The organism is Natrialba asiatica DSM 12278, from assembly GCF_000337555.1.
Classification (GTDB): Archaea; Halobacteriota; Halobacteria; order Halobacteriales; family Natrialbaceae; genus Natrialba; species Natrialba asiatica.
In genome coordinates, this window is the sequence record NZ_AOIO01000028.1 from 1 (window position 1) to 22,299 (window position 22,299).

23 protein-coding genes are annotated in these 22,299 nt (G+C 66.0%); 19 read left to right on the forward strand and 4 right to left on the reverse strand.

Features of this window, described 5'->3' with window-relative positions; translation table 11 throughout:
* The 10 genes from bioD to C481_RS10405 form a co-directional block, all read left to right on the forward strand.
* The coding region (gene bioD / locus C481_RS10365) for an ATP-dependent dethiobiotin synthetase BioD (RefSeq protein ID WP_006109151.1) at positions 1–393 on the forward strand (393 nt) is incomplete at its 5' end.
* 110 nt (positions 394–503) lie between these two features.
* The gene (locus C481_RS10370; RefSeq protein WP_006109152.1) at positions 504–1,406 is read left to right on the forward strand and encodes a 1,4-dihydroxy-2-naphthoyl-CoA synthase; all 903 of its coding nucleotides are present in this window, start codon (positions 504–506) and stop codon (positions 1,404–1,406) included.
* Positions 1,407–1,604: 198 nt separating this feature from the next.
* The gene (locus C481_RS10375) at positions 1,605–2,945 is read left to right on the forward strand and encodes a DUF7405 family protein (protein WP_006109153.1); all 1,341 of its coding nucleotides are present in this window, start codon (positions 1,605–1,607) and stop codon (positions 2,943–2,945) included.
* A gap of 42 nt (positions 2,946–2,987) precedes the next feature.
* Complete coding sequence (locus C481_RS10380) at positions 2,988–4,487, forward strand: DUF7350 domain-containing protein (protein WP_006109154.1); 1,500 nt, start codon at positions 2,988–2,990, stop codon at positions 4,485–4,487.
* Between the two features lie 90 nt (positions 4,488–4,577).
* The gene (locus C481_RS10385; protein WP_006109155.1) at positions 4,578–5,519 is read left to right on the forward strand and encodes a 1,4-dihydroxy-2-naphthoate polyprenyltransferase; all 942 of its coding nucleotides are present in this window, start codon (positions 4,578–4,580) and stop codon (positions 5,517–5,519) included.
* 2 nt (positions 5,520–5,521) lie between these two features.
* A complete protein-coding gene (locus C481_RS10390) occupies positions 5,522–6,607 on the forward strand; it encodes a mandelate racemase/muconate lactonizing enzyme family protein (protein WP_006109156.1) in 1,086 nt (361 codons plus the stop codon).
* Positions 6,604–8,187, forward strand: a complete 1,584-nt coding sequence (locus tag C481_RS10395; protein WP_006109157.1) for a class I adenylate-forming enzyme family protein — start codon at positions 6,604–6,606, stop codon at positions 8,185–8,187. Before C481_RS10390 ends, C481_RS10395 begins: the two co-directional genes overlap by 4 nt.
* Before the next feature lie 170 nt (positions 8,188–8,357).
* Positions 8,358–8,513, forward strand: coding sequence for a rubrerythrin-like domain-containing protein (locus C481_RS21695; RefSeq protein ID WP_006109158.1), 156 nt, complete (start codon positions 8,358–8,360; stop codon positions 8,511–8,513).
* A 92-nt stretch (positions 8,514–8,605) separates the two neighbouring features.
* Complete coding sequence (locus C481_RS10400; RefSeq protein ID WP_006109159.1) at positions 8,606–9,499, forward strand: NRDE family protein; 894 nt, start codon at positions 8,606–8,608, stop codon at positions 9,497–9,499.
* Positions 9,500–9,602: 103 nt separating this feature from the next.
* Positions 9,603–9,953: a helix-turn-helix transcriptional regulator gene (locus tag C481_RS10405; protein ID WP_006109160.1), complete on the forward strand. Its 351-nt coding sequence runs from the start codon at positions 9,603–9,605 to the stop codon at positions 9,951–9,953.
* Positions 9,954–10,061: 108 nt separating this feature from the next.
* On the opposite strand, the gene gatA is transcribed toward C481_RS10405, so the two are convergent.
* Positions 10,062–11,351 (reverse strand): Asp-tRNA(Asn)/Glu-tRNA(Gln) amidotransferase subunit GatA, encoded by a 1,290-nt coding sequence (gene gatA, locus C481_RS10410; RefSeq protein ID WP_006109161.1) that lies wholly within the window; start codon positions 11,349–11,351, stop codon positions 10,062–10,064.
* Between the two features lie 12 nt (positions 11,352–11,363).
* A complete protein-coding gene (gatC, locus tag C481_RS10415; RefSeq protein WP_006109162.1) occupies positions 11,364–11,648 on the reverse strand; it encodes an Asp-tRNA(Asn)/Glu-tRNA(Gln) amidotransferase subunit GatC in 285 nt (94 codons plus the stop codon).
* 239 nt (positions 11,649–11,887) lie between these two features.
* Here gatC and C481_RS10420 point away from each other — a divergent pair, with 239 nt between their 5' ends.
* The 9 genes from C481_RS10420 to C481_RS10455 all read left to right on the forward strand — a co-directional run bounded on the left by C481_RS10420 (position 11,888) and on the right by C481_RS10455 (position 20,375).
* The gene (locus tag C481_RS10420) at positions 11,888–12,913 is read left to right on the forward strand and encodes a transcription initiation factor IIB (RefSeq protein ID WP_006109163.1); all 1,026 of its coding nucleotides are present in this window, start codon (positions 11,888–11,890) and stop codon (positions 12,911–12,913) included.
* 135 nt (positions 12,914–13,048) lie between these two features.
* Positions 13,049–13,174, forward strand: coding sequence for a hypothetical protein (locus C481_RS22950; RefSeq protein ID WP_006109164.1), 126 nt, complete (start codon positions 13,049–13,051; stop codon positions 13,172–13,174).
* Between the two features lie 95 nt (positions 13,175–13,269).
* Positions 13,270–14,193, forward strand: a complete 924-nt coding sequence (locus tag C481_RS10425) for an alpha/beta fold hydrolase (RefSeq protein ID WP_006109165.1) — start codon at positions 13,270–13,272, stop codon at positions 14,191–14,193.
* A 125-nt stretch (positions 14,194–14,318) separates the two neighbouring features.
* Positions 14,319–14,987 (forward strand): helix-turn-helix domain-containing protein, encoded by a 669-nt coding sequence (locus tag C481_RS10430; protein WP_006109166.1) that lies wholly within the window; start codon positions 14,319–14,321, stop codon positions 14,985–14,987.
* Between the two features lie 236 nt (positions 14,988–15,223).
* Positions 15,224–16,861: a 4Fe-4S ferredoxin N-terminal domain-containing protein gene (locus C481_RS10435; protein WP_006109167.1), complete on the forward strand. Its 1,638-nt coding sequence runs from the start codon at positions 15,224–15,226 to the stop codon at positions 16,859–16,861.
* Positions 16,858–18,231: an NrfD/PsrC family molybdoenzyme membrane anchor subunit gene (nrfD, locus tag C481_RS10440; RefSeq protein ID WP_006109168.1), complete on the forward strand. Its 1,374-nt coding sequence runs from the start codon at positions 16,858–16,860 to the stop codon at positions 18,229–18,231. Before C481_RS10435 ends, nrfD begins: the two co-directional genes overlap by 4 nt.
* Positions 18,228–18,542, forward strand: coding sequence for a hypothetical protein (locus C481_RS10445; RefSeq protein WP_006109169.1), 315 nt, complete (start codon positions 18,228–18,230; stop codon positions 18,540–18,542). Before nrfD ends, C481_RS10445 begins: the two co-directional genes overlap by 4 nt.
* Positions 18,543–18,888: 346 nt before the next feature.
* Positions 18,889–19,980, forward strand: a complete 1,092-nt coding sequence (locus C481_RS10450; RefSeq protein WP_006109170.1) for an Mrp/NBP35 family ATP-binding protein — start codon at positions 18,889–18,891, stop codon at positions 19,978–19,980.
* A gap of 59 nt (positions 19,981–20,039) precedes the next feature.
* Positions 20,040–20,375 carry a cupin domain-containing protein gene (locus C481_RS10455; RefSeq protein ID WP_049904593.1) on the forward strand — a complete coding sequence of 112 codons (336 nt, stop codon included), beginning with the start codon at positions 20,040–20,042 and terminating at the stop codon, positions 20,373–20,375.
* Positions 20,376–20,396: 21 nt separating this feature from the next.
* Here the strand turns inward: C481_RS10455 and C481_RS10460 are convergent, their stop codons facing one another.
* A complete protein-coding gene (locus C481_RS10460; protein ID WP_006109172.1) occupies positions 20,397–21,506 on the reverse strand; it encodes an asparagine synthase C-terminal domain-containing protein in 1,110 nt (369 codons plus the stop codon).
* A complete protein-coding gene (locus C481_RS10465; protein WP_006109173.1) occupies positions 21,503–22,189 on the reverse strand; it encodes a PHP domain-containing protein in 687 nt (228 codons plus the stop codon). Before C481_RS10465 ends, C481_RS10460 begins: the two co-directional genes overlap by 4 nt.
* Between the last annotated feature and the right edge of the window lie 110 nt (positions 22,190–22,299).

The window sequence follows — 22,299 nt, forward strand, 5'->3', positions numbered from 1 at the left end:
CTCGACGCGGCGACCCCGGGCGTCGTCGAGGGCATCGGCGGGCTGCGAGTTCCGCTGGCGGACGGCCGCGACGTGCTCGATCTGGTCGCCGATCTCGGCGTGCCCGCGGTTGTCGTCGCCCGATCGGGATTGGGGACGCTGAACCACACCGCGCTGTCGGCGTCGGCGCTTCGCCGTCGCGGCGTCGACGTAATCGGAATCGTCCTGAACCGGTACGACGGCGCGTCGCTCGCGGAGCGGACGAATCCCGACGCGCTCGCGGAGATGGTCGATTGCCCGATCCACACCCTGCCGTCACGTTCCGTCGCGGAGCCGTCGGACGCCGTCTCGGCCGTCAGTGCCGCGCTTCCGCGATCGATCTTCGACGATATTCTCCCCGCGGAGCGCGTGTAACCGCGAGTTCACCTTTCGGAGCCGTTGCACGCTGACCCGCGACGGGTTGCGGACGGAGACGGCCGGCGAGAACCGATACTATATCAGGACTCGCCCCCCACACTCGGGCGATGGTTTCGGAACTCTTCGACGAGGACCGCTGGGAGCCGATCGACGAGTTCGACTTCCGCGACCTTACCTATCATCGAGCGGTCGACTCCGGGACGGTGCGGATCGCCTTCGACCGGCCCGACGTGCGAAACGCCTTCCGGCCGGGAACGGTGGACGAACTGTACGACGCGCTGGATCACGCCAAGCGCCAGACGGACGTGGGCTGCATCCTCCTGACGGGGAACGGGCCGTCCTCGAAGGACGGCGGCTGGGCGTTCTGCTCCGGGGGCGACCAGACGGTTCGCGGCGAGGACGGCTACCAGTACACGGGCGAGGACGAGGAGAGCGAGGCCGCGCGCGCCTCGGAGCAGGGACGCCTGCACATTCTCGAGGTGCAGCGGCTCATCCGCCACATTCCCAAGGTCGTCGTCTGCGTCGTGCCGGGCTGGGCCGTCGGCGGCGGGCACTCGCTGCACGTCGTCTGCGACCTCACGCTCGCGAGCGAGGAACACGCGAAGTTCCTCCAGACCGACCCCGACGTGGCGAGCTACGACGCCGGCTTCGGCTCGGCCTACCTGGCCAAGCAGATCGGCCAGAAGAAGGCCCGCGAGGTGTTCTTCCTCGGCAAAACGTACAGCGCCGAGGAGGCGGCGGAGATGGGCATGGTCAACGAGGCGGTGCCCCACGCTGAACTCGAGGAGACGGCCCTTGAGTGGGGCGAGCGCATCAACGCCAAGAGTCCGACGGCGATGCGGATGCTGAAGTACGCCTTTAACATGACCGACGACGGGATGGTCGGCCAGCAGGTGTTCGCCGGCGAGGCGACCCGGCTGGGGTACATGACCGACGAGGCCGCGGAGGGCAGAGACGCCTTCGTCGAGGGCCGCGAACCGGAGTTCGACGAGTTCCCCTGGCACTACTGAGACGAACTGCTGGAAGTCAGTTCCGGCCCAGCCACGACTTGTCCTGCGGGTGCGCCGGCAAATCGGTACAGCAGACCGTACGAGTCGTAGCGGCGGCGGCAGCAGGCTGTCGCGAGTGCAGCACGGGCGGCTTTTTCGTAGCGGTAGTTCTCTCGAAAAGAGTAACGCTTTGGACCCTGCGCGACGGTAGTGGTGACTGTGACGCTCCCCGACCGGTCCGCCCTCTCCCGCCGGGCGTACGTGCGGGCGCTCGTCGCCGTCGGCGGCGGGGCCGCCCTCAGCGCCTGTCTCGACGTGACTCGCGACGGAGACGACACCGATCCCGTCCCCTCCGGCACGGACGACCCCGACTCGCTCCCGGCGCGCCAGCACGCCTGGAACGAGTTCAGTTCGCGCGACGAGGACGGGAACGTGCAGTTGCCGGCCCATCACGCGCTGGTTCCGGTGTCGCTCGCGTCGGGTGCCGGCGATGCCGATGCTGATACCGAAGCCGGGGCTGCGGCCGAGAGTGACAGCGCGACCGCACCGAGCGAGGACGCCCGCCGGACGACCGAAACCGCGCTGCGGACGCTCGAGCGAGCCTACGAGTGGAGCCCCGAGGGGCTGGTCTTTACGCTCGGCTACACGCCCGCGTACTTCGACCGGTTCGAGGGCTCGCTGCCCGACTCGGTCGATCTACCGGCACCCGAAGCACTGACGGCGCGCGAGGACCCCGCGTTCGACGAGTTCGACGCGTTGCTCCACCTCGCGAGCGACCGGCCGGACGTCGTTCTCGCCGCCGAGGAGGGCCTGTTCGGCGACCGTGATGAACTCAACGGCACCGACCTCGAAACTGACCTCACCGGCGTCTTCGACCGCCACGACGACCGCCGTCGGACCGGCTTCGTCGGCGCGGGGCTTCCGGCGTCGAAGACGGACGTTCCGGGCGTCCCCGAGTCTGTTCCCGAGGACGCACCCTTCTTGATGGGCTTTCGCTCCGGCTTCGCCCGCACGCAGGCGAGCGAGGACCGCGTGACGATCGACGCCGGCCCGTTCGCCGGCGGGACGACCCAACACGTCTCCTCGATGGACATCCAACTCGACGTCTGGTTCGGTCAGGACAACCACCACCAGCGCGTCTCGAAACTGTTCAGCCCGACCCACGCCGCGGACGAACTCGTCGGCGAGGTCGGCGACGAACTCGCGGACACAAGCGGCGTGACCGACGACGGAATCGCATCGGCCGAAGCCGCCGCGCGCGAACACGGCGTCGTCGGCCACGCACAGAAGGCCGCTCAGGCGAGAGAAGACGGCAACCCGCCGCTCCTGCGCCGCGATTTCAGCACCGTCGACGGCGACCGGCCGGGACAGCACTTCCTCGCGCTCCAGCGGGGAATCGGCGAGTTCGTACGCGTCCGCGAGGCGATGACCGGCGCGGACCTCGACGTCTCGTCGGCGAACAACGGCATCCTCCACTACCTGTTCGTCAACAGACGGGGGAACTACCTGCTGCCGCCGCGGTCGTTGCGGGCGCTGCCGCCGGCGGCGCCGAACTCGTGACGGCCCGCAAGACGCCCGTTCGATAGCGAAGACTCCCACACTATGGCTCCCGACGACCCGACCGCGGACGATTCAGCCGATAGCGCCGATCGAACGACAGCGACAGGCGCGGCCCCGGCCACGGACGCGACTACGACGGCCACCCGTCGGACGCTCCTTCGCCGAACCGGTGCGATATCGGGAGCGCTCGCGCTCGCGGGCTGTCTCGGCTTCGGCGGGGGCGGAGACGATAACGGAGAGGAGGACGGAAAGGAGTCGGACGGCGAGACGACCGACGCCGGTGGCGACTACGGCGGTCGACAACCGACGGTGACCGTCGAGGACCCGCCGAATGCGGTCTTCCTGCCGACCCACCGGGAGGCGATGCGAGTCGAAGAACCCGTGACGGCCGGCGAGTTCAGGTTCGTTCCGATGCTCTCGTATCCGCATCCGTTCTGGACGATCGCCGGCAGCGACGACGCGGCGGTCGAGCGCGAAACGCCCGAGGTCGGCCGCGGCGTGCACATGATGATCACGGTTCAGGATCGAGAGACGGGACTCGTGGTGCCGGTCGACGACGGCATTCAGTTTCGGGTTCGATCGGACGGCGAGCGGGTCGGCTCGCCGGTGTCGCCGTGGGCGATGCTCTCACAGGAGATGGGCTTTCACTTCGGGGACAACGTGGGGTTGCCGGGAGACGGGACGTACGAAGTCGAGGTGACGATCCCGCCGCTTTCGGTCCGTCGCACCGGCGCGCTGGCGGGACGAGGCGAGGAGCGCGTCACGGGTACGTTCGAGTTCGAGTACGACGACGAGTTCAGACACCAGGTTATCGACGGAATCGACTATCTCGAGCGGAATCGGCGGGGGGAGCGGGGGGCGTTGGAGCCGATGGGAGCCGGTGCCGATGGCGGTGATGGGAGTGGTGAAAGTGACGGTGACGGAAACGCCGGACACGCAAGCGAGATGGATCACGCGCACGTGCCGTACGCGACCGTTCCCGCGGTCGATGCGTACGCGGGAACTCGGCTCGTTGGCGGCGCGTCCGCCGGCGGCGCACCTTCCGCCGGCGCGGACGGCGAGGCGACTGCCGCCGACGAACTCCCGCGCAGCGACGATGCGCCGATCGTCGCCGTCCTGTTCGAGGCCGACGCCGACGAATCTGACCTGGCGCGCTTGGCCGGCGATGAGAACCGGGCCCAGAACCCCGCGCAGTACCTCCTCGTCTCCCCCAGAACTCCCTACAACCGGGTGCCGCTTCCCGACGCCGCGCTCACCGCTTCCACCGAGCGCGACGGTGAACTCGTCGCGGAGTACGAACTCGAGCAGACGCTCGATAGCGAGTACGGACACCATTACGGCGTCGTGGTGTCGGGGACAGGATCGGATACGTCCGATTCGGAGTCGTCGTCGGCCATCCGTTCGGGCGACTCCGTAATCGTTTCCGTCGACTCGCCGCCCCAGGTTGCCAGACATCAGGGCTACGAGACGGCGTTTCTGGAGATGGAAGCGGTGACGTTCGAGGTGCCAGACGGTGCTGAGGGCGGCGACACCGAAAATTAGTCGATTAGCGTCGACGGTAGCCGTGCTGACAGGGCACATGTTCGGCTGCAATGCCAACGTTGACACTCTCTCGAGTCGGACACTCGACCCATGAGCACGGCTGAGGTCGAACTGTCACGTCCGAAGGCGTGGCTACTGGCTGCACGCCCGCAGACCCTGCCCGCGGCCGCGGCACCGGTCATCGTCGGCTCGGGCGTTGCGGCCGCCGAGGGCGTCTTCGAACTGCTGCCGGCGCTGTTTGCGTTCGTCGGTGCTGCACTGATTCAGATCGGGACGAACTTCGCGAACGACTACTACGACGCGATCAACGGTGCGGACACCGAGGATCGGGACGGGTTCACCCGCGTCACGCAGGCGGGACTCATCCCGGCCCGGCAGGTCAAACTCGCGACGATTATCACGTTCGCGCTCGCAATCCTTTCCGGCACCTATCTGGTCTACGTCGGCGGCGTGCCGATCCTCGTCGTCGGTCTCGTGAGCGTCTTCTGCGGCTGGGCGTACACCGGCGGCCCCTATCCGCTCGGCTACCACGGGCTCGGCGATCTCTTCGTCTTCGTCTTCTTCGGCGTCGTCGCCGTCGTCGGTACGTTCTACGTGCAGGCTGCCGCTGCCGCCGTCGAACCGCTCACAACGACGCTTCCCGAGGGAACCGTCACTCGCGAGGCGATTCTCGCGAGCCTTCCCGTCGCTGCCCTCTCGACGGCGATCATCGTCGTCAACAACGTCCGCGACTTAGAAACCGACGCGGAGACGGGTAAACGCACGCTCGCCGTCCGACTCGGCTATCGCGGCAGCCGCATCGAGTTCACCGCGCTGCTCGCGCTGGCGTACCTCGTTCCGGTGTGGCTCTGGCTCGGCGAGGGGCTCGGAGCGAGCGCGTTGCTGCCGCTCGTTTCGCTGCCCTACGCGGCGTCGATCGCGCGGACGCTCTGGACTAGAACCGACGGCGAGGCGCTCAATCCCGCGCTCGAGGCGACCGGAAAGCTCCTCGCGCTGTACGCGGCGTTGTTCGCCGGGGGACTGGTGATCTAACCGTGGGGGCGAACGCCGACTGCGATCTCGAACTCGCGTATCGGCGGTTCTCGCTCGCGCTGACGTCGCCGCTCGAAACTGCGGCCGGCTCGATCGACGCCCGCGAGGGGTTTCTGGTTCGGATTGTCGACGGCACCGACACTGCCTCCCCGACCGCCGGCTACGGAGAGGCGACACCGCTTCCCGGCTGGACGGAGCCGATCGAGGATTGCGAGGCGGCGCTCGACCGCGCCGAGCGGGCACTCGCAGGTGGGGGACCGGAAGACGCACTCGAGGCTGTCGCGGGAAACGGCGCGGCCCGACACGGCGTGTCGCTCGCGCTCGCGGATCTGCAGGCGACCCGCCAGGCGACGCCGCTGTACCGGTATATCGGTCAGGGACCGATGATCGGCCGCGTTCCGGCGAACGCGACGATCGGCGACGGACCGCCGGACGAAACCGCCCATCAGGCAGCAGCCGCGGTCCAGCGCGGCTTCGACTGTTGCAAACTCAAAGCCGGCCGTCGGTCGGTCGAGGCCGACATCGACCGCGTCCGGCGAACGCGTGAGGTCGTCGGTCCGGATGTCGAACTCCGGGTCGACGCGAACGAAGCCTGGACGTTCGAGGAGGCGGCCCGAGCGCTCGATGCGGTCGCCGATCTGGGCGTCTCGATTCTCGAACAGCCGCTTCCGGCCGGCGCGCTCGCGGGACACGCCGACCTCCGCGAACGAGCGGCCGGAACCGTCTCGATCGCGCTCGATGAAGGCGTACTCGAACACGGCGTCGACGCCATCTGCGAGGCCCAGGCTGCCGACGCAGCCATCTTGAAGCCGATGGCACTCGGCGGGATCGATATCGCACGGAAGATCGCAGCCTGGTTTGCCGAACTCGGCGTGACACCGCTGGTGACGACGACGATCGACGGCGTCGTCGCACGAACGGGTGCCGTCCATCTCGCGGCTGCGATCCCTAACGTTCCGGCCTGCGGACTCGCAACCGGCGAGTTGCTCGCCGAGGACCTCGGCCGCGACCCCGTCCTCTTCGAGAGCGGTGCCGCCGTCGTCCCGCAGGCAAAGGGCCTCGGCGTCGAAGGGGTGTGGCAGGAATGACTCCCGCGTCCCTCGAGTGGCCGACGCAGGACCTCCTCGCCCACCGCGCGGCGGCGACGCCACAGCGCCGGGCGCTGATCGACATCGAAACCGAAACCGCGTGGACCTTCGCCGAGTTCACCCGGCGGGTGGATCGAACGGCCGCCGCACTCGAGACAACCGTCGGTCGCGGCGACGGCGGTCACATTGGCGTCCTCACGGACACCCGCCCCGCCTTCGCGACCCTCTTTTTCGCCGCGATGCGACGCGGCGCGACCGTCGCCCCGCTGAACGTCCGCGAAACCGCGTCCGAACTGGCCGCCAAAGCCGACCGGCTCGACCTCGACGCGCTCGTCTGCGAGCGCGAGACGGCATCGACCGCGAGCGAACTCGTCGACGAACGGACGCCGATCCTGTCCGTTGACGACCCGACGACCGACGGCGTGACGGCGCTGTCGGCTGGCCATATCTCTCCCGACTCGGACGAGTCGACCGCAGGCGAGCCGGAGGTCGAGGTCGAACCGGCTCCACTCGACCGCGAGGACGTGCAACTGCTCATGTTCACGTCCGGAACCTCCGGCGAACCGAAGATCGTCCAGTTGACGGTCGGCAATCTGGTCGCTAGCGCGACCGCCTCGGCGTTTCGGCTGGGCGTCGATCCCGCCGACCGGTGGCTCTGCTGTCTCCCGATGTACCACATGGGTGGAATCGCGCCCGTGATCCGGTCGACGCTGTACGGAACGACGGCCGTCGTCCAGCGAACGTTCGACGACCGCGCGACGGCCCGCGCGATGGACGAGTTCGGGATCACCGGCGTCTCGCTGGTGCCAACGATGTGTAAGCGGTTGCTCGACGCCGGCTGGGAGCCGCCCGAATCGCTCCGGTTCGTCCTCCTCGGCGGCGCGCCGGCCTCGACGGAGTTCATCGAGCGCTGTCGCGAGGCGAGCGTGCCGGTCTATCCGACCTACGGGATGACCGAGACGGCCTCCCAGATCACGACCGCGACGCCGACGGAGGCGACGGCCCACGAGGGGACCGTCGGCCAGCCGCTCGTCGTCACCGACGTGTCGGTCGTGGGCGAGACCGGCGATCCCGTTCCGACCGGCGAGCCGGGTGAACTCGTCGTTTCCGGGCCGACGGTGACGCCGGGCTATCTCGACGCGGCGCGCACGGCGGACGCCTTCTGCGACCGGGGATTACGGACGGGGGATGTCGGGTACCGGGACGATGAGGGACGGCTGTGGATTCTCAATCGGCGCAGCGACCGCATCATCACGGGCGGCGAGAACGTCGACCCCGGCGAGGTGATCGACGTCCTGCTCGCCCATCCGCGGATCGAGGCAGCCGCCGTCGTCGGCCTCGAAGACGAGGAGTGGGGCGAGCGGGTGGGTGCGCTCGTCGTGCCGGCCGAAGGGACAGCATCGCTCGCGGTCGAGTCGGTCCGGAACCACTGTGACGACCGCCTCGCCGGCTTCAAGCGCCCGAAGACGATCGGTGTCGTCGACGAACTTCCGCGAACGCATTCGGGGACCGTCGACCGGGACGCGACTCGGGATCGGTTGCTCGAGGTCGGCGTCGACGTGACGGAGCCATCCCGGTAGTCCCTGGCCGGTGTCGTCGGTCCGCTCTCGGGCCCGTTAGTGCATTCCGCGTCGGAGGGTGACTCCGAACCGGGCCGCATACAGGGCTATCCTGCACGGAATTCCGTCGAGGAACGTCAGCGGACATAACACGCGGTTAGTATTTACAGCTGGGAGTCATACACGAGCGTATGCCGCACGGTCAAGACATCGAAGACGACACCTCAGAAATGACGTCGGAGTACGAGTGTCTTCAGTGCGGGCGCATAGTCGAGGCCGAGACGAACCCCGGCGAGTGCGAGGAGTGTGGCGGCGACTTCCAGAACCGGGCAAAATCGATCGAGTAACGAATTCTAGTCGCCTCCGATACTCCTCCCGCGTACTCCGAGCGTGCAGCAGCGGACCCGGAGTTAAGACGCTCGACCTCCTCCCTCGAAACGTGTGTACACTGACGCTCGCCTGGCAGGTCTTCGACGACGCACCGGTCGCCGTCGCCGCGAACCGTGACGAAGCTCTCGACCGCGACTCGCGTCCGCCCGAGCTATACGGCGAGGACCCGCTCGTCGTCGCCCCGCGGGACGCCGATGCCGGCGGCACCTGGCTCGGCTACAACGAGTTCGGCGTCGCCGCCGGCATCACGAACAAGTGGACCGACGCCGACCTCGCCGGCGACCGCTCGCGGGGGCTTCTCGTCGCGGACGTCCTCGAGGCGCGCTCCGTCTCGGACGCAACCGCGATCGTCGAGGCGCGCTCCGTCTCGGACGCAACCGCGATCGTCGAGGACGCGACGGCCGCCGACGAGTACGAGGGCTTCTCGCTCGTCATCGCCGACGCGGCCACGGCCGTCTGCTACCAGTGGGACGGCGACCTCTCCGTCACCGAGTTCGACCCGGGCGTTCACGTCGTGGTTAACGTCGCCGTCGACGACGACGTCGATCTGCCGTCGAGTCGACCCGATGTCGGACGAACGCAGGCCGACAATGCACGGCGCGTTCGCGCTGCACTCGCCGCCGACGCGGACGAATCCGTCACCGAGTGGCTCACCCGCGCCGGCACCGTCCTCGGCGATCACGAGTTCGGCGTCTGCGTTCACGGGGACGGGTACGGGACGCGGTCGTCCTCGCTGCTGGCGGTCGGGCCGGGGTCAGCAGCGCCGGAGCGGCCGCCCGAAGCGACCTATCGGTTCGCCGATGGGCCGCCCTGCGAAACGCCGTACAGACCGGTCGAACTCGGGCGGGAAGACGACGGGAATGACGGCGATACGGAGCGAGTCGCCGCGCTCACAGCGGCGCCCGCGTCAGCGTTCGGAACGACGACTCATCGAAACGAATGACACTGGCGTCGAAGGGCACATTTAAGCGGCTCCCTGCCTCTCATACGCACATGGACGCACACCTGCCTGTCGCGACGAGCACGGATACGAAGTGGTGGTCGCCGTGAGCGTCTCTGCAGCCGAAGCAGAACTCTCCGAGGACGAATACGCCGGTCTGGAACTCGTTCGCGAAACCGGCGGTATCCACCAAAGCGACTTCTGGAAGGAACTCGACGTCTCCTCGCGCAAGGGCAGTCGGATCGTCGAGTCGCTCGTCGAATACGAACTCGTCGACCGGGAGGACACGGTCTACAACGGGCACAACACCTACTACATCACGCCGACCGCTCGCGATCTGGATTTCACGCTCCTGATGGCCGGGGACATGCTCTCGCCGTTCATCGGTGAGGAGGAGGTCGATCCCAACAGCGATGCGTTCTCGCAGTGGATCATGAACCTCGCGTACGAGGAATAGATCGAATAGAGCGGCCGCCGCTTCGATTTTACGGAACGGCCGATCGGGTGCGTGAGACGCCAAATTGACAACGAAAAGCTCCGGCCCCGGCTCACCTCCGTTGCTCGATTATTCGAGCGCGCTTGCGGCCCGGATGAGCCGTTCCTCGCCGAAGGACGGGCCGACGAGTTGCAGGCCGACGGGGAGGCCGTCGACATCGCTTTCGCCGGCCGGAACCGAAATCGCGGGCAGATCCGCGAGGTTCACGGGAACGGTATTCGCGTCTGCAAGATACATCTGCAGCGGGTCATCCAGGCTTTCGCCCTGTTCGAACGGCGTGACCGGCATCGTCGGCGAGGCGAGCACGTCGGCTTCGGAAAGCGCCTCGTCGAAGTCCTGTTTGACCCACGCACGGGCGTCCTGCGCTTTTTTGTAGTACTTGTCGTGGTAGCCGGCCGAGAGCGCGTACGTCCCGAGGAGAATTCGGCGCTTGACCTCGTCGCCGAAGCCCTCCCTGCGGACCGCCGAGAAGGTCTCGTTCCAGTTGCCGTCGGCGTCGGTGGCGGGTCCGTACCGAACGCCGTCGAAACGGGCGAGATTGGACGAGGCTTCGGACATCGCGATCACGTAGTAGGCCTCGACGGCGTGCTCGACGGACGGTAGCGAGACTTCGTGATACTCCGCGCCCTGGGCCTCGAGTTCAGCGATGGCGTCCCAGAAGGTGTCGACGACGCCGTCGTCCGCGCCCTCGACCAGTTCGGTGGGGACGCCGATCGTAAGGCCGTCGACGTCGCCGGTTGCGGCGTCGGCGTAGCGTTCGCCCTCGAGTTCGGCTTCTCGAGTCGTCGCGTCTCGTTCGTCCGGTCCTGCGATGACGTCGAGCAGCGCGGCGGCGTCTTCGACGGTCTCGCCGAAGGGGCCGATCTGCTCTAGGCTGTTGCCGTAGGCGACGAGGCCGTAGCGCGAGACGAGGCCGTAAGTCGGCTTGATCCCGACGACGCCGCAGAACGCGGCCGGACAGCGGATCGAGCCGCCCGTATCGGAGCCGAGCGCGAGTTCGGCTTCGCCGGCGGCGACGGCGGCGGCTGAGCCGCCGGAGGAGCCGCCGGGAACGTGGCCCGGCGCGGCGGGGTTGTCGGTCGGACCGAAGGCCGAGGTCTCGGTGGTCGTACCCATGCCGAACTCGTCCATGTTGGTCTTGCCGACGATGGTCGCGCCGGCGTCTTTGAGCCGGGAAACGACCGTGGCGTCGTAGGGCGGGACGTAGTCCTCGAGCATTGCCGACCCGCAGGTCGTCCTGACGCCCTCGGTTGAGATGTTGTCTTTGATGGCGACCGTGCGGCCGGCGAGCGGGCCGTCTGCGTCGGTGTCGGTATCGCCGTCGATTCGCTCGTCAGTGATGAAGATGGTATCAGCCATTGGGAGCGTCGATCAGGAGACGTTCGGCCCCTTGAAGAAGCCGTCCTCGGTCTCGGGTGCGTTCTGGAGTGCCGCCTCGCGGTCTAAGGAGTCACGTTCCTCGTCGGGGCGCATGACGTTCGTGAGGTCGGCCTCGCGCTCGACTTCCGGAACCTCGTCTAAGGTCTCGAAGTACTCGAGGATGTCCGCGAACTGGCCGGTAAACGCCTCGACCTCGTCGGCTTCGAGATCGACGCGAGCCAGGTCCGCAACGTGGCGGACAGCCTCGGGATCGACGGTGTCGGCGTCGTCGCTCATACGTGTCCGAACCGCCCTGCAGGGAGTAAGCGTTTCGATTACAACTGTCGCGGCCGCCGGTGCAGTCGAGTTCACTACGCCTGCCATCGCGCGGTTCGGATATCATAGATCGTAGCGAACGAATTACTCGCTCGGACGCGCGTTCACTACCTGTACGATCACAGTCTTTAAGTTTCCGACAGCCGTTATACTGGCTACGAGAGAGCGTTTTCAGCGACGGTTCGATCGGATTCATTACAATGACTGATTCCAGCATTCGAACTCGCAGCGACGAGCGGCGTCAGACCGAGCGAGTGGGCTCCGGTGAACGGACGAGTCAGCCGGCAGAACGCGAGCAGGACGAACAAGAACAAGAACAGGAATACGAGCACGAACAGTGTCCGGAGTGCGGTGGTCGCCTCGTCTCCGACGCCGAGCACGCCGAAACCGTCTGTACGGACTGCGGACTCGTCGTTCAGGAAGGAGAGATCGACCGCGGCCCGGAGTGGCGGGCGTTCGATGCCGCAGAGAAGGACGAAAAGTCTCGCGTCGGTGCCCCGACGACGAACATGATGCACGATCAGGGGCTCTCGACCAACATCGGCTGGCAGGACAAGGACGCCTACGGCCGCTCGCTATCGAACCGCCAGCGCCAGAAGATGCAGCGGCTGCGAACCTGGAACGAGCGCTTTCGCACCCGCGACTCCAAGGAGCGCAACCTCAAACAGGCGCTCGGCGAAATCGACCGCATGGCAAGCGCGCTCGGTCTTCCCGAGAACGTTCGGGAGACGGCGTCGGTCATCTACCGACGCGCACTCGAAGAGGACTTGCTCCCCGGTCGCTCGATCGAGGGCGTCTCGACCGCGTCACTGTACGCCTCGGCTCGGCAGGCCGGGACCCCGCGAAGCCTCGACGAAATCGCCGGCGTCAGCCGCGTCGAGAAGGACGAGATCGCCCGCACCTACCGCTACGTCATTCGCGAACTCGGGCTCGAGGTCCAGCCCGCCGATCCGGTGAGCTACGTCCCCCGGTTCGCGAGCGATCTCGAACTCTCCGACGAGACCGAACGCCGCGCCAGGACCCTTCTCGAGACGGCGAAGGAGTCGGGTATCCACAGCGGCAAGTCGCCGGTCGGTCTCGCCGCCGCAGCCGTCTACGCCGGCGCGCTGTTGACCAACGAGAAAGTAACTCAGAACGACGTCAGCGAGGTCGCGAGCATCTCCGAAGTGACGATCCGCAACCGCTATCACGAGTTGCTGGAGGTCGACGGCGGCGCGCCGGCGTAGGGGCTCGCCGATTCCCGTCGTCAAGCCGTTCAATGTGTTATTTACCGGTCGCCATCGCGGGCCCACGACGACCGTTGCGAGTTCGGGACGCGCTAATAAGTGCATACTCAAGCGGGTTGTCGTGCTGGTGCAGGTATGGAGTGCGATAACTGCCGGGCGAACGACGTTGCATACACCCTTACGACGCACGTCGCCGGGGCGGCGGACGAACAGGTCGACTTACACTTCTGTTCGACGGAGTGTCTGCGCGTCTGGACGTAGCGCTGGTGGCGGCTATTCAGCGTGGTCGCGCCGCAGTCTACGCGACGAGTTCGTGTTGGCTGACATTCAACTAGTCCCGCGTGAATGCTCTCCGTATGGCACGCACCGACAGTCCCCCGCCCGCGACCGACGCGTCGGCCCTCCCGTCAGTCGCCGTCGAATCGACGACGCGCGACCTTCCGAACGTTCGCTTGCACGCCGTCGTCGGTGGAAACCCGGACGGGCCGCTCGTCGTCCTGTTACACGGTTTTCCCGAGTTCTGGTACGGCTGGCGACACCAACTCGAGGCGCTGCTGGATGCGGGCTACCGGGTCGTCGTTCCCGACCAGCGCGGGTACAATCGCAGCGAGAAACCGACCGACGTCGGCGCGTACCGGCTGCGATACCTGACGCGGGATATCGTCGATCTCATCCGCGCCGAGGGCCGCGAGGCGGCGTCCGTCGTCGGCCACGACTGGGGCGGAATCGTCGCGTGGGACCTCGCGACGCGCTACCCCGACGTCGTCGACCGGCTCGTCGCCGTCAACGCGCCGCATCCGGCCGCGTTCCAGCGCGTCCTTCGCTCGACGCCCGAGCAGGCGGGGCGAAGCTGGTACGCGTTCGCGTTCCAACTCCCCTGGATCCCCGAACGGTTCCTCGAAGCCGGCGAGTTCAGTCCGCTCGAACGGATGCTTCGAGGCACTGCCCCGCCGGGGACGTTCTCGGCGTCGGAACTGGCACGCTACCGTCGCGCCTGGAGCCAGACCGGTGCACTCACAGGCATGCTCAACTGGTATCGTGCGAGCGGCCGCTACCCGCCGATCCGAGCGCGCGTCGGGACTCGGGACGCCCTCGTCGACGCGCCGACCCTCGTCGTCTGGGGCGACGGCGATGTCGCGCTGGTTCCTGAACTCGCCCACGAGAGCGTCGGCGTGTGCGCACAGGGGAGACTCAAGCTCTATTCCGGAACCAGTCACTGGGTTCTCCAGGAGGAACCTGCGAGACTCACTGCGGACGTTCGGTCGCACCTCCCGCTGTGACTCCACGACCGCGACATCGGTGCTGAACGCCGTTCGACTGCCCGTCTCGAGCGACGATTCCCACGGAATAGGAACGCACCGAACCTATTCGTTCGTCTCCTTCCAACCATCGTGTACCGATTGCCATGGCGCAGGCGACACTCACCCTCACGTTGCCAGACCACGTCTGGATTCAGCAGGTATCGGCGGCGCATCCGAATACCACGTTTCGAGTTCTTGCCGCCGTTCCCGACGCGGAGACGGGGTTCGCACTCGTCCGTCTCTCCGGCCCATCGGTCGAGCACGCGCTGCAGGACATGAACTCCCACCCGCAGCTCACCGAACTCACGCTCACCCAGCGCAGCGATGGCGAGGCAACCGTCCACTTCGAAACGACCGAGCCACTGCTGTTGTTCTCGTCTCGCGACGCCGGCATGCCCATCGAACTCCCCGTCGCGATCCAGGACGGCCGCGCCACCGTCACGGTCACCGGCTCGCGCGACCGGCTCGCTGAACTCGCCGAACGGTTCGACCACCTCGGGCTCCAGTACCAGATCGACACCGTCAGCGAACAACTCCACGAGAGTCAACTCCTCTCGGACCGCCAGCTCGAAGTCCTCGTCACCGCCGTCAGGGAGGGTTACTACGACACGCCCCGGCGGTGCTCGCTGACGGATCTGGCCGACCACCTCGGTATCGCCAAGTCGACCTGCAGCGAGACGCTCCACCGCGCCGAGGAAGCGATCATCAAACGGTTCGTGGACCAGATCCCCGAGACGACGGCCGACGAGTCACTCGAAGAGCAGTTCGCCTGAAACTGACGGATGGGATTTGTCCGACGAGAGAGGAGTTCGCGCGTCCGTTCTCCGTACTGACTTATATGTGCGAATATGTTCGCCCCAATTCTCACGACGTGGAAATCGGCTCGACGGTTCATCGGGCTCAAGTTGTGAGTGCGCTGTAGAGGAACCGCAAATGAACGTATTCAAGTGGGTGCCGTTGCGTACTCACGTCATGACTGGAACCGCATGTCAAGAGGTGTTCTAAGCAGATGAGTACGGACGATGAATCGTTCCACCCGCTCGGCCAAGAGTGGGAGGATGAACTCGAGACGATGCTCGACGATACCGAGTACGATAGCGACCTCGGTATGGAGATGGCCAAGGACGCGATGCGCGTCACCAAGGGCGAGCTGTCGGAAGCCGACTTCCACGAGAAATATCACGAGGACGTGATGGATGAGTTCGGCGTCGACGACCGCCCGACGGAGGAAGCTTACGAGGAAGCCAAGAAGAACGCCGGCGGCTTCGCCGAGATGCTCAAGAGCTTCGACGGCGACGGCGACGAGAGTCGCCGCGACGTGATGAAGAAGATGGGCGTCGGCGCGGCGGCCGTCGGTCTCGGTGCCTGGGGGACCGCTGAAGGCGGTCAGCCGAACGTCGCCGACGAGTCGGGAGGACACTCAAGCGAAGCCCACCGGGAAGGCGACACCCAGTGGGGCATGGCGATCGACCTCGAACGCTGTGACGGCTGTCTCTCCTGTGTCGTGGCATGCGGCGAGGAGAACAACCTCGACCAGGGCGTCAACTGGATGTACGTCCTCGACTACGAGGACGCCGGTGCGGACACGAGCCGCAACCGTCTCGTCCGGCCGTGTCAGCACTGTACCGACGCGCCGTGTGAGAAGGTCTGTCCGACGACGGCCCGCCACACGCGGGACAAGGACGGCCTCGTGCTGACCGACTACGACGTCTGTATCGGCTGCCGGTACTGTCAGGTCGCCTGTCCCTACGGGGTCAACTACTTCCAGTGGGACGAACCGGACGTCTCCACCGAGGAGATCGCAGAGGCGAACGATGGCGAAGGCGATATGATGGTCGACGATCGCGGTCGATGGGTCGACAGTCGCTCGCCGCGCGGAACGATGAGCAAGTGTACCATGTGCCCGTCCCGCCAGGACGGGTTCAGTGGCGAGGAGAAGGTCGGTACCTCCGCCTGCGAGGACGCCTGTCCGCCGGACGCGATCCAGTTCGGCAACATGCGCGACGAGAACAGCGACCCGCAGCGGTACATCGAGAACCCGAGCCGCGGTCGCGCGCTCCGCGATCTCGGTGATAAGGAGACGACGGCACCGTCGCTTAACGCCATCGAGGAAGATATCGCGGATGCCGACGCCGATCTCGCCTCCGTTCTCGAAGCCTCCGAAGACCTCGACGAGGAGACGCTCCGGACGATGAAGGCCATCGAGATCGTCACCGAGGACTTCGGCGAGGGCGATGCCGACTCCGTCGACTACGAGGTGCACATCAGCGACATCTTCGATCTCCTCGAAGAACACGGGCTCGACCTCGACAGTCAGGAGGTCCTCGTTGAACTCGATCTCGCCGACGAACCCGACGAGGGTGAGGAGTTCGACGGTGCAGACGAAGGCGATGCCCAGGACGCAATCGACGACTACGACGGGCGTCCGTCCTCGAGTTTCAAGCTGCTCGAAGACGTTGGGACCAACCCGAACGTCGTGTACTTCGGGAACGAACCCGGTCCGAACGCCGAGCAGGTCGAGGGCCCAAGCGCCTATGCAGACATATCATACGAGCGCGCCGACGGATCCGAGCCGAACCTCGTCGACAACCGCAAGGAGGAAGTCCTCGACGAGGGCACCGTCGGTGACGCCGGGGTGAGTTTATGAGCACCAAGACGCCATCCAAGGCGGATATTCTTCGCCCCATCGGGACGTTCTCGAAGAAGTACCTCGCGGTCTACAGCATTGCAGCACTGGGACTCATCGCCTTCCTCATCGCCTGGGCCTACCAGCTCCAGAAGGGCCTGATCGTCACCGGCCTCGGCGACTGGGGTACCGGTGGCGGTGCGACCTGGGGACTGTACATCGGCGCGTTCATCTGGTGGGTCGGCGTCGCACACGGCGGGATCATCCTGTCTGCGTCCGTTCGACTCCTCGGGATGGACCGGTATATGCCGGTCGCTCGTATCGCGGAGATGACGACGATCGGTGGTCTCTCGGCCGCCGGATTCTACATTCTGGTCCACATGGGCCGTCCGGACCGGATGGTCACAAGCGTTCTCGGCCACTTCCACATCACGGTTAACAACTCGCCGCTGGTGTGGGACGTGACCGTCATTACGGCCTACTTCGTGCTGTCGGCGACCTACCTCGGTCTGACGATACGGTACGACGTCAACCGGTTGCGCGACGATCTGCCGGATAAATTCGAGCCGATCTACAAGATTATCACGTTCGGCTACTCCGAGAAGGAAGACGAAATCATCCAGCGGATGGTCTGGTGGCTCGCGGCGGCTGTCATCATCATGGCTCCGCTCTTGCTCCACGGCGGCGTCATCCCGTGGCTGTTCTCGCTGCTGCCGGCGATGCCCGCCTGGACTGGTGGCATTCAGGGGCCGATGTTCCTGAGTATCGCGCTGATGTCTGCGATCAGCGGCGTGATGATCATCTCGTATACGTTCCGACGCGTTTACAACTGGGAGCACATCATCACGGACGACATCTTCCGCGGCCTGCTCCTGTGGCTCGGATTCTTCACCCTGTTGTTCCTGTGGTTCCAGCTGCAGTCGGTCCTCAACGGCGTCTTCCTCGGCCCGCTCAACACGGCACACGCGGCCGAGGGGAAGATGGCCCACCCGGCCTATCAAGTCGCGATGACGATGATCTTCCTGACGCTCGTGTACATCTTCCTGCAGGCAATCCGTCCCGCCCTGTTCAGTAAGACGCGAGCGCTCATCGCCAGCTGTGCGATCCTGGCCGGGACGCTGACCGAGAAGATCCTGTTCGTCGTCGAAGGGTTCTTCCACCCGACGTTCGACATCTACAGCGCAACGCCCGGCACGTACTTCCCGAGCCTGATCGAGATCCTGTCGCTCGTCGGAACGGTCTCTCTCGTCGCGCTCCTGTTCCTCAACCTCGCGAAGCTCGTCCCCGTGGTCGAGCTCCACGCGATCGAACACCTGACCGGCGGGCACGACCACGAGCATGGTCACGAAGAGACAACTAAAACCGAGACCGAACCGGAGGTGAAAGCATGAGCCTCATCCCAACACTGATGACCGCCCTCTCGACCGTTCTGTACCACAACTACGACGGTACCGAGGGCTTCACCGGCTTCGCCAACGAAGGGACCTGGGTCATCTTCGCCATCATCCTGGTTCCCGTCTACATCATGCTCATCGCCTGGTTCGTCGGGAAGCCGCGCGATACGAAGACCGGACTGCTCGGCGTGACCTACCTCGTCGGGTTGACCACATCGATGTGGGTCGGAATGTTCTTCGTTACCATGCTGATCGGCATCCTCTTCTACGGCGGTATGCCCGAACCGATCACCGCTCCCGGCCCGTAACGGAGCCCGTTCACCGACGAGTTCGGTTCAGTTCGGTTTTCGGTTTTTCTCCGTCGATACGCACGCGAGTTCGTCTCGAGTGGAACTCGGAGCGATCATCGTCGATCATCGTCCGTCGACCGTCCAGTCCGGTCGCTTGGGTATCGTAACTGTTCCCTTCTGTCTCGTTCTGTTTCGTTCAACCGTTTGTCTCCGCAGTTTCCGGGTTCCAGTTTCCGGGTTCGGGTCCCGAATGTATTCGATGATCGGCACGCGATGGGGCTCCGTACACCGATCGATGGGTCACCCTGAACCATCACACGTATCCCGCTCGACGCCCTCCAATTGACTAACAGACACAGACAGCATGAGTATCACAGAACACGAACTCAAGATCAAACTCGAGGGGATCGAAGACCCGGACATCGGCGAGGACATCATTTCGCTGGGACTCGTCAACGACGTTCGGATCGAGGACGAAACGGCCCGTATCTCGCTCGCGTTTAACGCGCCGTACGCGCCCTCCGAGATGGAACTGGGGAACCAGATCCGCGAAATCTGTGACGAGGCCGGGCTTGAGGTGGACCTGCGGGCCCACGTCGGCGAGGAACACGGCTTCGACGACGAGGTGCTCCCCCGCGTCCGCAACGTCATCGCGGTCGCCTCCGGGAAGGGGGGCGTCGGAAAGACGACGGTCGCGGCGAACCTCGCGGCCGGCCTCGAAAAGCGCGGTGCGATGGTCGGGATTCTCGACGCCGACATTCACGGGCCGAACATTCCGAAGATTCTGCCGGTCGAGAGCGAACCCGGCGTCACGCCGAGCGAGGACATCGTGCCGCCTCGTTCCGACGGCGTGCGCGTCATCAGTATGGGCTTCATGACGGAGGAAGACGACGATCCGGCGATCCTTCGCGGCCCGATGGTCAACAAGTTCATGATGAAGTTCCTGGAGGGCGTCGAATGGGGTCGCCTCGACTACCTCATCGTCGACCTGCCACCGGGGACCGGCGATGCGACGCTCAATCTCCTCCAGTCGATGCCGGTGACGGGATCGGTCGTCGTCACGACGCCCCAGGAGATGGCCCTGGAGGACACTCGAAAGGGAATTCAGATGTTCAACAAGCACGACACGTCCGTCCTGGGCGTCGTCGAAAACATGAGTTCGTTCGTCTGCCCGAGCTGTGGCGACCAGCACGGCCTGTTCGGCACCGACGGCGCGAACTCGATCGTCGAGAAGTACGACGTGCCGCTGATCGGTCAGATCCCGATCCATCCCGACTTCGGCGCGGAGGGCAGCGAAGGCGCGCTCGTCAAGGACGACGAGAGCCCGGTTCAGGAATCCGTCGAGGAAGTCGTCGGCGAAATCGCAAACCGGATCGGCGAGACGAATCGCCGGACCGTCAACGAGCACACTTCTGACGAACCCGACGACCGGTTGCCGACCGAAGTCGAAGACTGACGGCGGTGTCGCTCCGTCCGTGGCGCTTTATCTTCCTCGAGTACGAACCACTCGGGTACATGTCCACCCCACTCGACAGTTACGACGACGCCGTCGCCGACCTCGATCCGGAACCGGGCGACCTCGAAACGGCCGAACTCGTCGTCAGCGACGACGCGCTCGTCAAGGCATTCGCACTCGGGCCCGGCGCTGAACTCGATGCGCACGAACACGGGACGAGTACGAACGTCTTTCACGTTCTCGAGGGAACGGTAACGGTCTTGCAAGGTACCGAGCAGGAATCGATCGAAGCGCCGGGTGTCGTCCACCACGAACGGGGCGTCGCTCACGGCGCGAAAAACGAAACCGACGAGACGGTGGTCTTCACCGCGAGTCTGTGTCCGATGCCGTCCTGACCCGAACGGACAAGAGCCGCTCTAGTCGTCCAGCAGCGACTCGACGTACGTCGTCACGTGGTCGTCCATCCGGCGTTTGTACCCCGCCTGCCGGGCTAGCCGATCGAGTTCACGAGCGACGAGGCTGCCGTACTGGACCGCCTTCTTGTCTCTGTCCGCCACAGCGTCGGGCAGATAATTCGCCGCGACCGCCCGGAATCCGCGCTTTCGCGTCTCCTCGTCCGCGAGGAGTTCGTCGGGGAGCCAAAGTGCCGCACTGACCACGTCGTCGTGGAGCAAGGGCGCGACGGGTTCGAGCCCGGTCGCCTCGATGGCGCGAACGTCTCGCGGAAGCTGATCGGGGAGGCTCAGAATCTGTTCGCGGACGGCCCCGCGAGTCGTCTCGGCCGCGACGCGGTGGTCGAGTCTGACCACCTTCTCGTAGCCGCCGAAGAGTTCGTCCGCGCCCTGGCCGACTGCCAGCGCGTCGAAGCCGTCGGCGGCGACGCGCTCGCCGACCAGATACAGGGGAAGTGCGATCTGGACGTCCATCGCGTTCGTGCGGCCGGTGGCGCGTGCGACCGCGGGGACCGCACGTTCGAGGTCGGCCGGGTCGAGTTCGACGACGGTTAGGTCGCGGTCCATCGCGTCCGCGGCGCTGCGGGCGGCGGCGATGTCGTGGCTGTCGGGGAAGCCGACGACGTACAGCGGGGCGTCGAGGAGTTCGGCGACGAGCGCGGAGTCGACGCCGCCGGAGAAGGCGACGGCGATGTCCGCGTTCGGTGCGGGTGGGGCGCTGAACTCGTCGGCCGCGGATCGGACGGCGGCGTCGAGTTCGTCGAGCGCGCGAGCGCGGTCGGCGATCGGGTCGGGATCGGGAAGCGTCCAGCGCCGTTCGGGCGTCGAATCGTCGGGACCGGCGACGGCACCGGCGGGGAACTGGACGGGGTCGTCGAGTTCGGACGGGTCGAAGGCCCACGCGTCAGTCGGGTCACGGTCGGCCTCGACGAACAGCGGGACGCGCCCGAGTGTGTCGCGGACGAGTTCGCCGTCGAGTTCGCCGGCGAAGCCGGCGGTGCCGGGGAGCGGGTCGCCGGCGTCGAGCGCCGCGCGAACTGTTTCGGGGGCGGTACCGCGGAGTCGTCGTGTCATTGGAACAGTCCCATGACGCTGTTTCGGACGCGGCGGGAGACGCCGCCGGCGGCCTGACGGAAACTGATTCGCCAGGGCGTTCGTTTGCCTTCGACGGTGGTTCGGCCGGCCGCGATGGCGTCGAGGATGGCGTCGACGGACCGCTCGTCGGCGTCGACGCGGGTGACGGCCTGACCGACCATCTCGCTGATGTGAGCGTCGCTACCGGCGGTCATCGGTAGGTTTCGGGAGGCGGCGTAGCGCTCGGCCTGACGATTGGCGCGACCGGTCAGGAGCCGCGAGTTGTAGACCTCGATGGCGTCGCCCATCGCGAGTTCGTCGCGGGAGATGCGGGCCATGACGCCGTGGCGGGATTCCTGGAAAGGGTGGGGAATCACGGCGAGGCCGCCCTGGTCGTGGATCTCATCGAGCGTGGTTTCGTAGGAGAGTCCGGGCGGGACGGCTTCTTCCAGGCCGAACCCCAGGATGTGGCCGGCTTTGCTCGAGATTTCCATCGCCGGGATGCCGATCAGTCCGTACGCGGGGGCGCGGTCGGCGGCCTCGAGACTCGCGTCGATCTCGTCGTGGTCCGTCACGGCGATCGCGTCGAGGCCGACGGCTTCGGCCTGTTCCAAGATGAGTTCGACCGGGTCCCGGCCGTCGTACGACAGCGCCGAGTGGGCGTGAAGTTCGACCGACAGCACGCCCGTACGTTTATCTCGCCTGATGAAAAGCGCCTCGGTCCGCCGGGCGGTTCGGAATTCGCTGGCACACGCACGAGTATCCACGATTGTGGATATAGAAACCCATTTAC

Bases quoted from the DNA above. Each gene is read 5' to 3' on its own strand.
- C481_RS21695 (WP_006109158.1), top strand. From the start codon at position 8,358: ATGCCGCACGGTCAAGACATCGAAGACGACACCTCAGAAATGACGTCG.
- C481_RS10450 (WP_006109170.1), top strand. From the start codon at position 18,889: ATGAGTATCACAGAACACGAACTCAAGATCAAACTCGAGGGGATCGAA.
- C481_RS10380 (WP_006109154.1), top strand. From the start codon at position 2,988: ATGGCTCCCGACGACCCGACCGCGGACGATTCAGCCGATAGCGCCGAT.
- C481_RS10445 (WP_006109169.1), top strand. From the start codon at position 18,228: ATGAGCCTCATCCCAACACTGATGACCGCCCTCTCGACCGTTCTGTAC.
- C481_RS10460 (WP_006109172.1), bottom strand. From the start codon at position 21,506: ATGACACGACGACTCCGCGGTACCGCCCCCGAAACAGTTCGCGCGGCG.
- C481_RS10455 (WP_049904593.1), top strand. From the start codon at position 20,040: ATGTCCACCCCACTCGACAGTTACGACGACGCCGTCGCCGACCTCGAT.
- gatC (WP_006109162.1), bottom strand. From the start codon at position 11,648: ATGAGCGACGACGCCGACACCGTCGATCCCGAGGCTGTCCGCCACGTT.
- C481_RS10430 (WP_006109166.1), top strand. From the start codon at position 14,319: ATGGCGCAGGCGACACTCACCCTCACGTTGCCAGACCACGTCTGGATT.
- C481_RS22950 (WP_006109164.1), top strand. From the start codon at position 13,049: ATGGAGTGCGATAACTGCCGGGCGAACGACGTTGCATACACCCTTACG.
- C481_RS10425 (WP_006109165.1), top strand. From the start codon at position 13,270: ATGGCACGCACCGACAGTCCCCCGCCCGCGACCGACGCGTCGGCCCTC.
- nrfD (WP_006109168.1), top strand. From the start codon at position 16,858: ATGAGCACCAAGACGCCATCCAAGGCGGATATTCTTCGCCCCATCGGG.
- C481_RS10395 (WP_006109157.1), top strand. From the start codon at position 6,604: ATGACTCCCGCGTCCCTCGAGTGGCCGACGCAGGACCTCCTCGCCCAC.
- C481_RS10370 (WP_006109152.1), top strand. From the start codon at position 504: ATGGTTTCGGAACTCTTCGACGAGGACCGCTGGGAGCCGATCGACGAG.
- gatA (WP_006109161.1), bottom strand. From the start codon at position 11,351: ATGGCTGATACCATCTTCATCACTGACGAGCGAATCGACGGCGATACC.
- C481_RS10385 (WP_006109155.1), top strand. From the start codon at position 4,578: ATGAGCACGGCTGAGGTCGAACTGTCACGTCCGAAGGCGTGGCTACTG.
- C481_RS10435 (WP_006109167.1), top strand. From the start codon at position 15,224: ATGAGTACGGACGATGAATCGTTCCACCCGCTCGGCCAAGAGTGGGAG.
- C481_RS10420 (WP_006109163.1), top strand. From the start codon at position 11,888: ATGACTGATTCCAGCATTCGAACTCGCAGCGACGAGCGGCGTCAGACC.